A 14,277-nucleotide genomic window follows, 5' to 3' on the forward strand; every position below is an offset into this window, starting at 1 on the left:
TTTATGACGTACTGTGTGGCCATGCGTCTGTCTGACGGTTTGGTATTTGCTTCGGATTCCCGCACCAATGCCGGCGTCGACCACATTTCAACGTTTAAAAAACTTCATATCTTTCATGAAGATAATCAACGCGTACTGGTGATCCAGTGCGCCGGGAATCTGGCCACCACCCAGAGTATCATCAGCCTGCTCAGCGCCCGCATCGAGGCGCAGGAAACGCCCAATCTGCTACAGGCCGGCACCATGTACCACGCCGCCATGCTGTTGGGAGAAACGGTGCGTGAAGTGATCCACCGCGACAGCCAGGCTCAGCAGAGCGGCAGCAACACCAATTTCGGCTGCAATCTGCTATTGGGCGGTCAGATCGCCGGCGAGGCGCCCAGGCTGTTCCATATCTATCCTGAAGGCAACTTTATCGAAGCCACCGACGACACGCCCTATTTCCAGATCGGCGAAAGCAAGTACGGCAAACCGATTATCGATCGGGTGCTGAGCATGGATACGCCGCTGGAGCAGGCCATGTGCTGCGCGCTAATCTCCATTGACTCCACCCTGCGCAGCAACCTGTCGGTGGGGCTGCCGCTCGACGTGATGATCTACCGGGCAAACAGCTTTGACACCGGCGAACAGCAGCGTATTACCGAAAACAACCCCTATTTCATCCAAATCCGCAAGGCGTGGTCGGAAGGGTTGCTGAATACCTTTCGCCAACTGCCGCCGTTTCCGGATATAAAATAGTCATCAATAGGTTACGCCTTGGCGGCGCTAACCTCCCGCAGCCAGCCGCAGCGCATCTCCGGCACGGCGATCAGCAGCTGCCGCGTATAGTCGTCCAGCGGCGGCGATAATGTCTCCGCCACCGGGCCCTGACGGACGATCCGGCCGTGGCGCAGCACCGCCACGCTGTCCGCCACTTCGCGCACCACGTGAAGGTCGTGGGTGATAAACAGGTAAGCCACCCCGGTTTCCCGCTGGATCTGCCGCAATAGCGCCAGCACATCGCGCGCCACCAGCGGATCGAGCGCCGACGTCGGCTCGTCGCACACGATCAGCTCAGGCTCCGCCGCCAGCGCGCGGGCGATGCACACCCGCTGTTTCTGGCCGCCGGAAAGCGCGCCGGGATAGCGCCCGGCAAGCGCGGCGGGTAAGCCGACCCGCTGTAGTAAATCCCGCACCCGCGCGCCGCGTTGGCCGACGGGCAAATCCGTCAGGCAGGCTATCGCGCGCTCAATCTGCACCCCGACGGTCAAACGCGGATTCAGCGCCGTATCGGGATGCTGATGAATCATCTGCACCGCCTGAAAATGGCGGCGGGTACGCTGCGCCAGGCGCGGCGGCAGAGACTCGCCCTGCAAAACGACGTCGCCGTTCTCCGGCGCCAGCAGCCCGCACACCGCGCGGCCCAGCGTCGATTTCCCCGAACCGGACTCGCCGATCACCGCCAGCGTCCGGCCGCGGATCAGTTGCAGGGATACCGCTTCGAGCACCGGCTGCCGGCCATAGCTGGCGCTGACGCGCCGAATATCCAGCACGATATCGTCCGACGGCGGCCGCGGCGCTTTGGGCTCCCCCCGCGCCAGCAGCAACTGGCGGGTATAGTCTTGCGTCGGCTGGGCCAGAATCTGCGCGGTGGCGCCGATTTCCACCTGCCGTCCGCCGCGCAACACCATGATCCTGTCGCTAAGCTGCGCCACCACCGCCAGATCGTGGCTGATATAGAGCGCGGCGACGCCGGTCAGGCGAATAATGTCCGCTATCGCCTGCAATACGCCCAGCTGCGTGGTGACGTCCAGCGCGGTGGTCGGCTCGTCAAAAATGATCAGATCCGGCCCGGCGATAAGGGCCATGGCGATCATCGCCCGCTGGAGCTGGCCGCCCGATACCTGATGCGGATAACGGCGGAAAAACGCCGCCGGGTCCGGCAGGGAGAGCCGGGCGAACAATTCCAGCGCCCGTTCGGTCGCCTGCCGGCGCGTCAACGCCCGGTGGAGCACCGCCGCCTCGATCACCTGTTCGCCGATCCTGCGCGCCGGATTAAACGCCGCGCTGGCGGACTGGGCCACGTACGCGATGCGCCGGCCGCGCACCTTGCGCAGTTGCCGCTCGGACAAGGCCGCCAGGTCGCTATCCGCAAACCAGATGTGCCCTTGCCGAATGCGCATGCCGTGGCGGCAATGGCCGAGAATGGCCTGCCCGATGGTGGATTTTCCGGCGCCGGACTCGCCAATCAGCCCCAGCACCTCCCCTTTGCGCAGGTTGAAGGAGATATCGTCCACCAGCGTCCGATCGTCGGCCGCCACCTGAAGGTGTTCCACCCGCAATAAATCAGCCATGACGGCCTCCCCGCCAGCTACGCGCGTTGCGGCTGAGCAGCCAGTCCGCCACCAGGTTCAGCGATACCGCCAGCAGCGCAATCGCCGCCCCCGGCACCAGCGCCGCCCAGACGCCGAACAGAATGCCGTCCTTATTATCCCGCGCCAGACCGCCCCAGTCCGCCGTGGGCGGCTGGATCCCCATGCCGAGAAACGACAGCGCGGAGAGAAACAGCAGGATGAAAATAAAGCGCATGGCGAACTCCGCCACCAGCGTGGTGGCCGCGTTAGGCAGGATTTCGCGCCACAGGATCCAGCGCATGGACTCGCCGCGCATGCGGGCGACCTCGATAAACTCCTGCGCGGCGATATCCACCGCCAGCGAACGGGCCACGCGCAGCACCCGCGTGGCTTCAAGCACGCCGAGCACCACAATGATGATGGCGGTGTTTTTCGGCAGCAGCGCCAGCACCACCAGCGCCAGAATCAACGTCGGGATCGCCATCAGCACGTCGTTGACGCGGGAAATCAGCTGATCCGCCCAGCCGCCGCATACGCCGGCCAGAAACCCCAGCAGCGTGCCGAGTAGAAACGCCAGCAGCGCCGCCAGCGCGGTTACCGTCAGCGACGTGCGGGTTCCCCAGATCAGGCGGGAAAACAGATCCCGCCCCAGATTGTCCGTTCCAAGCGGCGCCTGTTCCGTCGGGCCGATCCAGGGACCGCCCACCACCTGATCGGCCGGATAGGGCGCAATCCAGGGCGCCAGCAGCGCCAGCAGAATAAAAACACCCAGCCCCAACAGACCGAGCAGCGCGGAAGGTTTTAGCGCGGGCATGCGGCAGGCTCCCCTTTTGTTTGCATATTGCACTCTATTCTTCGTTGGGCTGATTCCATTCGGGGGATCAACGGGCATGACGCAGACGGGGATTGGCGATCAGCGCCACCACGTCCGCCAGGAGATTCAACAAGATATAAATCGCCGCCAGCACCAGCGCGCAGCCCTGAATCACCGGCATATCGCGCTTGCTGATGCTGTCGACCATATACTGCCCCAGTCCGGCGTAAACGAAGACGTTTTCCACAATCACCACGCCGACCATCAGGTAAGCCAGATTCAGTACGATCACGTTGATGATCGGCCCCCAGGCGTTCGGCAGGACATGGCGCAGCAGGATGGCGGAGGGCGTCAGGCCTTTCAGCAAGGCGGTATCGACATAGGCGGCGCTCTGGGCGTTAATCAGCGCCGCGCGGGTCATATTGCTCATATGCCCCAGCACCGCCAGCAGCAGGGTGACGCCAGGCAGGACTATCGCCGTCAGCCGGGATGACAGCGGCATGCCGGCGCTGACGTTGCTGTTGCTGGGCAACCACATCAGGGTGATGGAGAACACCAGGATAAGCAGATAGCCGGAGAAAAATTCCGGCAGCGCCACCGCCGTGCGGGTAAAGATATTCAGCAGTTGATCCAGCCAGCCGCCCTGATAGCGCACGGAGATAAAGCCAATCAGCAGCGCCAGCGGCACGGCGATGACCGCCGTCCACCCCGCCAGAAACAGCGAATTCTCCAGGCGGTAGGCCAGCGCCGGAGCAATGCTTTGCCGGCTGGTAAAGCTCTGCCCGAAATCGCCCCGCGCTATCCCGCCCAGCCAGGAAAAGTAGCGCGATAGCGCCGGCTGGTCCAATCCCAACTGCGCATTAAGCGCGTTCACCGCTTCCGGCGTGGCGGACTGGCCCAGGATCGCCGTGGCCGGGTTGCCCGGCAGCAGTTGAATGCCGGCGAAGATCAGCACCGACACCACCGCGAGCATCGCCACGCCCGCCAGCAGCCGGCGGGCAATCATCAGCCCCAGCGGAGAGCGGGAAATTAAAAACCGCGGACTACCTGACATCACCGTCGCATCACCCGTTTTCAACTCGCCAGCCATACTTTTTCGGCGGCGCGGTTACCGCTTAGCGGGAAGCCGGGGATGGCGTGGAAACCTTTGACCTTATTGTTGCAGGCATCCAGCGTATCGGCATACAGCGGGATGATTTCGCTGCCTTTTTCCACCAGCATCACCTGAATATCGTGGTAAATCTGCCGGCGTTTGTCCTCGTTCTGTTCACCGCGCGCCGCCTGCACCAGTTGATCAAACGCCGGCTCATGCCACAGCGATTCGTTCCACGGCGCCTTGCTGGTAAACACCAGGGATAACAGCGCATCCGCCGTCGGGCGCATCGACCAGTTGGAAGAGACGAACGGTTTCTTCATCCAGACGTTGTCCCAAAAGGCATCGTCCGGCACGCGCTCCACCGTCAGCGGAATGCCGGCGCGCTGCGCGGAGGCCTGATAGAGCTGGCCGGCATCCACCGCGCCGGGAAAACCGGCATCCGCCACCGACAGCACCAGCGGACCTTTGAAGCCCGCTTTTTGCCAGTGAAACCGGGCTTTTTCCGGATCGTAAGGACGCTGCGGAATGTCTTTGGCGAAATAGCGGTTCGACGGAAAAATCGGGTTGTCGTTGGCGACGCTGGCGTAACCGCCCAGCACGGTATCGACGATTTGCTGGCGATCGATGGCGTATTTCAGCGCCAGACGGCCGTCCGGCGAATCGAACGGCGCCACGTTGCCCAGTCCGGGGAAGGTGAAAATAAAGCCGTCGCGCGTACGCAACAGTTGCAGGTTGGGCATCCTTTCGATGCGGCTGACAACGCGCGGATTGACGCGGTTGATAATGTGCGCCGAGCCGCTCACCAGCGCCGCCACGCGGGCGGTGGAGTCGTTCATCGCCAGCGTTTCCACCGAATCCACGTGGCCGCGTTCGCTGTTCCAGTGATTCGGGTTGCGTTTAACCAGCGTTCGCACCCCCGGCTGGAAGCTCTCCAGAATAAAGGCCCCGGTGCCGATGCCTTTATCAAAGGATTCATTTTCCGCGGTAATGGCGAAGTGAACGTCGCTCAGCAGCGCGATAAACTCCACGTTCGGTTCGCTCAGGCGAATGGTGACCTCATGGGCGCCGGTCGCTTCCAGCGAGGTGACCGGGTCCAGATAGCCTTTTACCGATGAGCTGGACTGCTCGCCGCGGTGGTGATTGAGGGAGTAGACCACGTCTTTCGCCGTCAGCGTGCGCCCATCGTGGAACTGCACCCCGGAACGGATGTTCAGGATCCAGGTGCGGCCGCCCTCCGCGCTGGACCAGGACTCCGCCAGCGACGGGATCAGCTCGCCCTTTTCGTCAACTTCGACCAGGTTGTTAAACAGCTGGGAGCCGACGAAATACATATAGGTTTCAAACCAGAAAGCGGGGTCGAGACGGTCGGTGCTGGAGGCGTTGTCCACCCCGATAATCAGATGCCCGCCTTTCCGCGGGGCGTCGTTGCCTTCCGCTCCCCACGCATAGCCCAGAGGCCAGCCGGCGGTCGCGGCGGCGACGGAGACAGCGCAGGCGCCCTTGATAAAATGACGACGATTCATGATATTTATTCCTTATCGTTATCCCACCGTTGCCGATGGCTTTTTTCTTCTTCGCTGCGGTAAATCCATTTAAGATTTATGCCTGCAACAGCAGCGTACGCCCGCCCTATTCCGCCGTCCGACATCGAAACCCGTTACGCCATGCGTATAGCCCGTTGCGCGAACTGAAAAACGGTGCGCTCACCTTAGTGAAAAAACGTTTGGATGTCTAGATGCCTTTATAGCCAAAACATCGCCGCACGATGCGATGCCGCGCGCGCCAGGGCTTAGCAAATTCCCGGCTTTTTATTGTTATTTTTTGCACAAGTGTGAATTATCTACGACACTCGATTTTCTTTGCTCTACGTCAAAAAAATGGTGATACGCAGGCACAAAATTCAATATATAGTGTCTATCATGTAAAGTATGAACTATATATAGTGCTAATCCACAATATCATCCGCAGCCCTTGCGCGCCGCGGTTTCCCCCTGTGGATAACATTGACTGAGGAAAAAAACGTGAAACCAGTAGTGATTAAACGGGATGGCTGCCAGGTACCTTTTGATGAAGTACGCATCAAAGAAGCCGTCGAGCGAGCGGCGCAGGCCGCCGGTATCGACGACGCGGACTACTGTGCAACCGTAGCCTGTGCAGTCGCTCAACAAATGCAGGATAAACGACGCGTAGACATTCGGGACATTCAGAATGCGGTCGAAAACCTGTTGATGTCCGGCAAATACAAACAATTGGCGCGTACCTATATTGAATATCGCCACGATCGCGACGTCGCGCGCGAGCGTCACGGCCGGCTGAATCAGGAGATCCGCGGGCTGGTGGAGCAGAGCAATATGGCGTTGCTGAACGAAAACGCCAACAAAGACAGTAAAGTCATTCCCACCCAGCGCGATCTGCTGGCGGGGATCGTCGCCAAGCACTATGCCAAACAGTACATTCTGCCGCGCGACGTGGTGCTTGCCCATGAACGCGGCGAGATTCACTATCACGATCTCGATTACTCCCCCTTCTTCCCGATGTTCAACTGCATGCTTATCGATCTGGGCGGCATGCTGACCAAGGGATTTAAAATGGGGAACGCGGAAATCGAGCCGCCGAAATCGATTTCCACCGCCACGGCGGTCACCGCGCAGATTATCGCCCAGGTCGCCAGCCATATTTACGGCGGCACCACCATTAACCGTATTGATGAAATTCTGGCGCCGTTCGTCACCGCCAGCCATAAAAAACATCAGGACGTGGCGCGGGAATGGCACATTCCCGATGCGGAAGGCTATGCCCGTACCCGGACGCAAAAAGAGTGCTACGACGCTTTCCAGTCGCTGGAATATGAGGTGAATACGCTGCATACCGCCAACGGCCAGACGCCGTTCGTCACCTTCGGCTTTGGGCTCGGCACCAGTTGGGAATCCCGGCTGATCCAGGAGTCCATTCTGCGCAACCGCATCGCCGGGCTGGGGAAAAACCATAAAACGGCGGTGTTCCCCAAACTGGTGTTCGCCATTCGCGACGGGCTGAACCACAAGCCTGCCGACGCGAATTACGATATCAAGCAACTGGCGCTGGAATGCGCCAGCAAGCGCATGTATCCCGATATTCTGAATTACGAACAGGTGGTTGAAGTCACCGGGTCATTCAAAACGCCGATGGGCTGCCGCAGTTTCCTTAGCGTCTACGAAGAGGACGGCGAACAAATCCATGACGGCCGCAACAATCTGGGGGTGATCAGCCTCAATCTGCCGCGGATCGCGCTGGAAGCCAACGGGGATGAAAACCGTTTCTGGGCGCTGCTCGACCAGCGCCTGGCGTTATCGAAAAAGGCGCTGATGACGCGTATCGCCCGGCTGGAAAATGTGAAGGCCCGCGTGGCGCCGATTCTGTATATGGAAGGCGCCTGCGGCGTGCGCTTAAAAGCGGACGACAACATTGCGGATATCTTCAAGAACGGCCGCGCCTCTATTTCGCTGGGCTACATCGGGCTGCATGAGACCATTAACGCGCTGTTCGGCAATGAGGTTCATGTCTTCGATAATGCGCAACTGCGTGAAAAAGCCGTCGCCATCGTCGCCCGTCTGAAAGCCGCCACCGAGCAGTGGAAAAAAGAAACCGGCTACGGCTTCAGCCTGTACAGTACGCCGAGCGAAAACCTGTGCGACCGCTTCTGCCGGCTGGATACCGCCGAGTTCGGCATTATTCCGGGCGTAACGGATAAAGGCTACTACACCAACAGCTTCCATCTGGACGTGGAGAAGAAGGTCAATCCGTACCAAAAAATCGATTTTGAAGCCCCCTACCCGCCGCTGGCCAACGGGGGGTTCATCTGCTACGGCGAATACCCGAACCTGCAACATAACCTGAAAGCGCTGGAAGACGTGTGGGATTACAGCTACCGCCACGTACCTTATTACGGCACCAACACGCCGATCGACGAGTGCTACGAATGCGGCTTCACTGGTGAATTCGAGTGTACCAGCAAGGGATTCACCTGCCCGAAATGCGGCAATCACGACTCGGCCCGCGTCTCCGTCACCCGTCGGGTGTGCGGCTATCTCGGCAGCCCGGACGCCCGGCCGTTCAACGCCGGCAAACAGGAAGAGGTTAAACGGCGCATCAAACACCTGGGCAACGGGCAGTTGGGTTAACCGCGCCGGGCCGCGCTAAAACGCGGCCTTACCCCTTATCACACGGCCTTTACGCAGATGAATTACCACCAGTATTACCCCGTTGACGTGGTCAACGGCCCCGGAACGCGCTGCACCCTGTTTGTTTCCGGGTGCGTGCATCAATGCCCCGGCTGCTACAACAAAAGCACCTGGCGGCTTAATTCCGGCCGGCCGTTTACTGCGGAGCTGGAGGAGCGGATCATCGCCGACCTCCAGGACACAGAGATCCCCCGGCAGGGCATCACCCTGTCCGGCGGCGATCCGCTCCATCCGCAGAACGTACCCGACGTTCTGCGCCTGGTAAAACGAGTGCGCGCGGAATGCCCCGGCAAGGATATCTGGCTGTGGACGGGCTATGTTCTGGCGGAGCTGACCGAGGAACAGCGGCAGGTGGTGTCCCTGATCAATGTGCTGGTGGACGGCAAATTCGTTCAGGATCTCAAAGATCCGGCGTTAATCTGGCGCGGCAGCAGCAATCAGGTTATCCACTACCTGCGCTGATAGCCGTACCGCGGCTACATAGGCGTTGTCCGCCTGGCCAGCGTACGCAGTTGGTCGGACTCCAACACCGCCACTTTCGCTTTCGGCTGCGGAGAAAACGCCTGATTCAATAAGGCCTGCGCCACGGTTTTCCCCTCTATCGCCCGCCATTTCGCCGGAAAAAAGCGAAAGAGCGGCGCGATCAGACTCTCCAGAGGACGATAGTTTTCCCTTTCCCCCACAAGCAGCGAGGGGCGGGCCAGGGTCAGATGTTGCCATCCCTGCTGGCGCAGGGACTTCTCGGCCGCGCCTTTGACTCGCGAATAAAAGAAGGGCGACGTCGCATTGGCGTTAAGCGCACTGACCACCAGCAGATGTTTCGCCCCCAATGCCAGCGCGGTTTTCGCCCCCTCCACCACCAGCGTGTAATCCACATAGCGGAACGCCTGTTTACTCCCCGCGGCCTTCAGCGTCGATCCCAGACAGCAAAAGGCGATATCAATGGGGGAAGTCAGTTGAGAAAGCGCCGCGGCAAGATCGGCGTTGTGGGGATTCACCACTTTTTCGGCAGGAGGCAACGGCTTACGGGTGGGCGCGTAAATCGTTTCAACCCGGTGATTGGCCTTTAAAAGCTGCAACAGTTCATTGCCTACCAGTCCCGTCGCCCCTAATAGCAATACCCGGCTCATATATTCTCCTGTGTTTATCTATGTTTTTAATATCATGGCGTCATGCCCGGTTCGTTGCCAATAGCGTTTCTTCCCAAAACCCAGCGCGTTGTCCGTCATTTTCAGTTCGGTCAGCCGCAAGCGCCACAGCGGCGCCGCGGAGGCTCTGGCGACCGGGAAACGCGCGTTATACCGCGCCCGCGCCTGCTGCTCGTCCTCCCCTTGCAATAACTCGGCCTGCGCGCGGAACTGCACCCCTTTAATCAGCATAACGCTTTTCGGCTGGCCGCTGACCGCCCCGGCGACCCGCGGCTGCCGCGACATCAGCTCGCCATGACGCGTGTGCGGCTCGGTCATCAGATAAAAAGCCACCTGTAGTTCGTCATAAGTGTAGAAGCAACTGGCGCACCATAAATCCGAATTATCGCCCACGCACAGCGTCAGTACGTGCAGCTTCTTCAGATAACGGGAGATAGCTTTAAGGTCGTTTTCTGTTTCCACCTGTCCTCCTGCCGTACGTGGGCATTTCAGTTAACCTTCTGAACATAGGTATCCTGCGACGCCAGTACACGCCCTTCGGCGGAGCGGGGCGTCATCGCCGGCAGGGGCTTGCCGGTTTGCCGCTCCAGCAGTCGGGAGTGCGCTTCACCCTGTTCAAACAGATGCCGCTCTCCCCACTGGCGCAGCACCACCACCAGCGGGAAAAGCTGAGCGCCTTTGGGGGTCAGCACATATTCCTGATAGGCCGAGCCGTCGGACGCCGGCCGCACCGCCAGAATATCCTCTTCCACCAGACGGCGCAGACGATCGGTAAGAATATTGCGCGCCACCCCCAGACTACGCTGAAAATCGCCGAAACGCCGACGATCGTCGAACGCATCGCGAATAATCAGCATCGACCACCGATCGCCGACCACATCCAGCGCACGCGCCACCGGGCACGCATCCTCTTTCATACTTTTGCGTTTCACCATCGGTCTCTTATCCCGTTTCCGTCTTATCAGACCCTGCGCCAGCCGGCTGATTTTTCACTGGCGCCATAATTTCTAGTTGCATTTTAAAACCACTATCACTAGGCTGCAATCAGTTGCATTTTGAAACTCATCGTTATGCGGAATAGTATCATGACCACAGAAAACCGTATCGCCGTCTCAACCCTGCCTGCCCCCATGCCGCGGCTGATGGTTCTTTTACTGGCCGCCGCCTGCGGGCTAAGCGTGGCGAACGTCTATTATGCGCAGCCGCTGTTAGACGCGCTGTCGGCGGATTTCGGCATCGGCACCGCGGCGATCGGCGGCGTCATGACCGCCACCCAGGTCGGCTGCGCGCTGGCGTTACTGCTGCTGGTGCCGTTGGGCGATCTCGTCAACCGGCGCCATTTAATGTTAGCCCAGCTTGGCGCCCTGACGGCGGCGCTGATCGCGGTGGCACTGGCGACCACGCCGCTTTATTTACTGGCCGGCATGCTGGCCGTAGGAATGCTGGGCACCGCAATGACCCAAGGGCTGATCGCCTATGCCGCGACCGCGGCGGCGCCACAGGAGCGCGGACGCGTTGTCGGCGCGGCGCAGGGCGGCGTGGTGATCGGGCTGCTGCTGGCGCGCGTTATGGCGGGTATTATCGCCGACTTAGCGGGCTGGCGCGGCGTGTATCTCTTTTCCGCCCTGCTGATGCTATTGCTGGCCGTCGCGCTGTGGCGCGCGCTGCCGCATCAGGCCCGGCCGGCGCGGCGCTCATCCTATCCGGCGATGCTGCTCTCTATGCTGGCATTGCTGCGCGAGGAGCGCACGTTGCAGATACGCGGCGTCATCGCTTTACTGATGTTCGCCGCCCTGAACATCTTCTGGAGCGCGCTGGTATTGCCGCTGAGCGCCGCGCCTTATTATCTTTCCCACACCGCCATCGGCGCCTTTGGTTTGGTAGGCATACTCGGCGCGCTGGCCGCCGTCAAGGCGGGCGACTGGGCGGACAAAGGGCGGGGGCAATGGGTCAGCGGAGGCGCCCTGTTATTGCTGCTGGCGGCGTGGCTGCCGCTGGGGCTGACTTCCTATTCGCTGTATGCGTTGACCATCGGCATTATCGCGCTGGATCTCGGCGCTCAGGCAGTTCACGTCGCTAACCAAAACATGATTTTCAACACCCGCCCGGATGCCCATAGCCGGTTGGTGGGGTGTTATATGCTGTTTTACAGCGTTGGCAGCGGACTGGGCGCGATGGCGGCGACCATGGTTTATGCCTCCGCCGGCTGGGCGGGGGTCTGCCTGCTCGGCGCCGCCGTCAGCCTGTCGGCGTTGGTTTTCTGGGGCGTCACCCTGAGCAGGATGCCGGTTTCCGCGCCATCGCGATCTTAACGCGGTTTTTTATCCCGCTTAGCCGGTTTTTGAGCGGAATGCTTAGCGGCTGCGCTATTTTTACCGCCCGGCGCCGCTTTTTTAGCGACGGATTTATCGACGGCGGGCGGCGCGGTAAAGCGTGTCAGCGCGGGGCGGCCGACGCCCTTTGCCCCGGCTCCCGCGCGTTCTCCCGGCGCGGCGGCGGGGATCAGACAGCCGGGCCGGTTGCCGATCAGCCGATTCATCCCCATGGCGCTCAGGGCGTCGCGGATCAGCGGCCAGTTCGCCGGATCGTGATAGCGCAGCAGCGCCTTATGCAGCCGGCGCTGGCGCTCGCCCCGCGGCACCACCACGTCCTCGCTCTTGTAATCCACCTTGCCGAGCGGATTCTTGCCGCTGTAATACATGGTGGTGGCGTTCGCCAGCGGGGAAGGATAAAAGTTTTGCACCTGATCCAATCGGAAACGGTTCTCTTTCAGCCACAGCGCCAGATTGACCATATCCTCATCCCGGGTGCCCGGATGCGCGGCGATAAAATAGGGGATCAGATACTGCTGTTTTCCCGCCTGTTGCGAATAATCGTCAAAAAGCTGCTTGAAACGGTGATAGCTGCCCATTCCGGGCTTCATCATTTTCGACAGCGGCCCGGCTTCGGTGTGTTCCGGGGCGATCTTCAGATATCCCCCGACGTGATGTTCGGCCAGCTCCTTGATATAGCGCGGATCTTCCACCGCCAGATCGTAACGGACGCCGGAAGCGATAAGGATTTTCTTGATCCCTTTCAGGCCGCGTGCGCGCCGGTAAAGTTTAATGGTCGGCTCATGGTTGGTATCCATATGCGGACAGATTGCCGGATAAACGCAGGAAGCCCGCCGGCAGCTCTGCTCGGCGCGCGGCGACTGGCAGCGCAGCATATACATATTCGCCGTCGGGCCGCCCAGATCGGAGATCACGCCGGTAAAACCCGGCACGTTATCGCGGATCTCTTCGATCTCTTTGACGATGGACGCTTCCGAGCGGCTCTGGATAATCCGCCCCTCGTGCTCGGTGATCGAACAGAAGGAACAGCCGCCGTAACAGCCGCGCATGATATTGATCGAAAAGCGGATCATATCGTAGGCCGCAATCACCGCCTTACCGTAGGAAGGATGCGGAACGCGCTGAAACGGCAGCGCGAACACCGCGTCCATCTCCTCGGTAGAGAGCGGGATCGCCGGCGGATTAATCCACACGTAACGGTCGCCGTGCTTTTGCATCAATGCCCTGGCGCAGCCGGGATTGGTTTCATGATGTAATATCCGCGACGCATGGGCGTACATCACCTTATCGCCTTTTACTTTTTCAAATGACGGCAACAGCACGTAGGTTTTTTCCCACGGCTTGGGTCTGGGCACCCGCACGGTAATCGGCTGAGCCGCCTGCGCCGCGGGAACCTCCCCCTCGGAGCAGGGCAAATCCTCGCCGTAGGGATTGATAATCGGTTCGATGCGGCCGGGCTTATCGAGCCGGGTGGAGTCAACCCCCGTCCAGCCGACCAGCGCCGTTTTACGCATCACCGCGGTATTGCGCACATCGTGGATAGCGCTTATCGGCTCACCCGCCGCCAGCCGGTGCGCCACCTCCGCCAGCGGCCGCTCGCCGTTGCCGTAGATCAGCATGTCCGCCTTGGCGTCCACCAGCACCGAGCGCCGCACGGTATCGGACCAGTAATCATAGTGGGCGATGCGCCGCAGGCTGGCCTCAATGCCGCCGAGGATCACCGGAACATCGTTATAGGCTTCCTTACAGCGCTGGCTATACGCCAGCGTCGCGCGATCCGGCCTTTTCCCGCCGATATTGCCGGGAGTATAGGCGTCGTCATGACGTAACTTGCGGTCAGCGGTATAGCGGTTAATCATCGAATCCATATTCCCGGCGGTGACGCCGAAAAACAGATTGGGCTTGCCGAGACGCATAAAATCGTTTTTCGACGTCCAGTCAGGCTGCGCGATGATACCGACGCGAAACCCCTGCGCTTCCAGCAGCCGCCCGACGATCGCCATGCCAAAACTCGGATGATCGACATAGGCGTCGCCGGTCACCACGATCACATCGCAGCTATCCCACCCCAGTTTCTCCATCTCCCGGCGCGACATGGGAAAAAACGGCGCGGTGCCGTAACACTCGGCCCAATAACGCGGGTACGAGAACAGGGTTCGTTCGGGCTGGATCAGGCTGGTCGGCATAGAAATTCTTCGTTGTCGGAAAATGCCCCGGCTAACGCCTGCGGGCCGCTTAACCGGGAAATGGGTGCGGAATTATACGCGGACCGCAATAACGCCGCTGACCGAAATAACGCCGGCATGCGGCGGATCAAGATTTTTTGCCGGAAA

At 60.4% G+C, this 14,277-nt stretch carries 12 protein-coding genes; 4 read left to right on the forward strand and 8 right to left on the reverse strand.

Annotation, left to right across the window (positions count from 1 at the left end; translation table 11 throughout):
- Window positions 1-3 precede the first annotated feature (3 nt).
- The gene (locus tag EH206_RS20140; protein WP_009114626.1) at window positions 4-738 is read left to right on the forward strand and encodes a proteasome-type protease; all 735 of its coding nucleotides are present in this window, start codon (window positions 4-6) and stop codon (window positions 736-738) included.
- A gap of 11 nt (window positions 739-749) precedes the next feature.
- Here the strand turns inward: EH206_RS20140 and EH206_RS20145 are convergent, their stop codons facing one another.
- The 4 genes from EH206_RS20145 to EH206_RS20160 form a co-directional block, all read right to left on the reverse strand.
- On the reverse strand, window positions 750-2,333 hold the full coding sequence (locus tag EH206_RS20145; RefSeq protein ID WP_009114627.1) for an ABC transporter ATP-binding protein: 1,584 nt from the start codon (window positions 2,331-2,333) through the stop codon (window positions 750-752).
- Window positions 2,326-3,147, reverse strand: coding sequence for an ABC transporter permease (locus EH206_RS20150; RefSeq protein WP_009114628.1), 822 nt, complete (start codon window positions 3,145-3,147; stop codon window positions 2,326-2,328). Before EH206_RS20150 ends, EH206_RS20145 begins: the two co-directional genes overlap by 8 nt.
- A 67-nt stretch (window positions 3,148-3,214) precedes the next feature.
- Complete coding sequence (locus tag EH206_RS20155; protein WP_050815667.1) at window positions 3,215-4,201, reverse strand: ABC transporter permease; 987 nt, start codon at window positions 4,199-4,201, stop codon at window positions 3,215-3,217.
- Window positions 4,202-4,221: 20 nt separating this feature from the next.
- Window positions 4,222-5,766, reverse strand: coding sequence for an ABC transporter substrate-binding protein (locus EH206_RS20160; protein WP_009114630.1), 1,545 nt, complete (start codon window positions 5,764-5,766; stop codon window positions 4,222-4,224).
- 498 nt (window positions 5,767-6,264) lie between these two features.
- On the opposite strand from EH206_RS20160, the gene nrdD reads away from it, so the two are divergent.
- Window positions 6,265-8,403: an anaerobic ribonucleoside-triphosphate reductase gene (gene nrdD, locus EH206_RS20165; protein WP_009114631.1), complete on the forward strand. Its 2,139-nt coding sequence runs from the start codon at window positions 6,265-6,267 to the stop codon at window positions 8,401-8,403.
- Window positions 8,404-8,460: 57 nt separating this feature from the next.
- Complete coding sequence (nrdG, locus tag EH206_RS20170) at window positions 8,461-8,925, forward strand: anaerobic ribonucleoside-triphosphate reductase-activating protein (protein WP_009114632.1); 465 nt, start codon at window positions 8,461-8,463, stop codon at window positions 8,923-8,925.
- Between the two features lie 14 nt (window positions 8,926-8,939).
- On the opposite strand, the gene EH206_RS20175 is transcribed toward nrdG, so the two are convergent.
- The 3 genes from EH206_RS20175 to EH206_RS20185 are packed head-to-tail and all read right to left on the reverse strand — an operon-like array spanning window position 8,940 to window position 10,546.
- Complete coding sequence (locus EH206_RS20175; RefSeq protein WP_009114633.1) at window positions 8,940-9,593, reverse strand: NAD(P)H-binding protein; 654 nt, start codon at window positions 9,591-9,593, stop codon at window positions 8,940-8,942.
- A gap of 18 nt (window positions 9,594-9,611) precedes the next feature.
- On the reverse strand, window positions 9,612-10,073 hold the full coding sequence (locus EH206_RS20180) for a YhbP family protein (RefSeq protein ID WP_009114634.1): 462 nt from the start codon (window positions 10,071-10,073) through the stop codon (window positions 9,612-9,614).
- Window positions 10,074-10,099: 26 nt separating this feature from the next.
- Window positions 10,100-10,546, reverse strand: a complete 447-nt coding sequence (locus EH206_RS20185; RefSeq protein WP_009114635.1) for a winged helix-turn-helix transcriptional regulator — start codon at window positions 10,544-10,546, stop codon at window positions 10,100-10,102.
- Window positions 10,547-10,696: 150 nt separating this feature from the next.
- On the opposite strand from EH206_RS20185, the gene EH206_RS20190 reads away from it, so the two are divergent.
- Window positions 10,697-11,923, forward strand: a complete 1,227-nt coding sequence (locus tag EH206_RS20190; protein ID WP_009114636.1) for an MFS transporter — start codon at window positions 10,697-10,699, stop codon at window positions 11,921-11,923.
- On the opposite strand, the gene EH206_RS20195 is transcribed toward EH206_RS20190, so the two are convergent.
- Complete coding sequence (locus tag EH206_RS20195; protein ID WP_009114637.1) at window positions 11,920-14,130, reverse strand: YgiQ family radical SAM protein; 2,211 nt, start codon at window positions 14,128-14,130, stop codon at window positions 11,920-11,922. The genes EH206_RS20190 and EH206_RS20195 overlap by 4 nt on opposite strands.
- Between the last annotated feature and the right edge of the window lie 147 nt (window positions 14,131-14,277).

It is taken from the genome of Brenneria nigrifluens DSM 30175 = ATCC 13028 (genome assembly GCF_005484965.1).
Lineage (GTDB): Bacteria > Pseudomonadota > Gammaproteobacteria > Enterobacterales > Enterobacteriaceae > Brenneria > Brenneria nigrifluens.

Coding starts and splice junctions, on each gene's coding strand:
- EH206_RS20145 (WP_009114627.1), bottom strand. CDS start 2,333: ATGGCTGATTTATTGCGGGTGGAACACCTTCAGGTGGCGGCCGACGAT.
- nrdG (WP_009114632.1), top strand. CDS start 8,461: ATGAATTACCACCAGTATTACCCCGTTGACGTGGTCAACGGCCCCGGA.
- EH206_RS20155 (WP_050815667.1), bottom strand. CDS start 4,201: ATGTCAGGTAGTCCGCGGTTTTTAATTTCCCGCTCTCCGCTGGGGCTG.
- EH206_RS20150 (WP_009114628.1), bottom strand. CDS start 3,147: ATGCCCGCGCTAAAACCTTCCGCGCTGCTCGGTCTGTTGGGGCTGGGT.
- EH206_RS20185 (WP_009114635.1), bottom strand. CDS start 10,546: ATGGTGAAACGCAAAAGTATGAAAGAGGATGCGTGCCCGGTGGCGCGT.
- EH206_RS20190 (WP_009114636.1), top strand. CDS start 10,697: ATGACCACAGAAAACCGTATCGCCGTCTCAACCCTGCCTGCCCCCATG.
- EH206_RS20160 (WP_009114630.1), bottom strand. CDS start 5,766: ATGAATCGTCGTCATTTTATCAAGGGCGCCTGCGCTGTCTCCGTCGCC.
- EH206_RS20175 (WP_009114633.1), bottom strand. CDS start 9,593: ATGAGCCGGGTATTGCTATTAGGGGCGACGGGACTGGTAGGCAATGAA.
- EH206_RS20195 (WP_009114637.1), bottom strand. CDS start 14,130: ATGCCGACCAGCCTGATCCAGCCCGAACGAACCCTGTTCTCGTACCCG.
- EH206_RS20140 (WP_009114626.1), top strand. CDS start 4: ATGACGTACTGTGTGGCCATGCGTCTGTCTGACGGTTTGGTATTTGCT.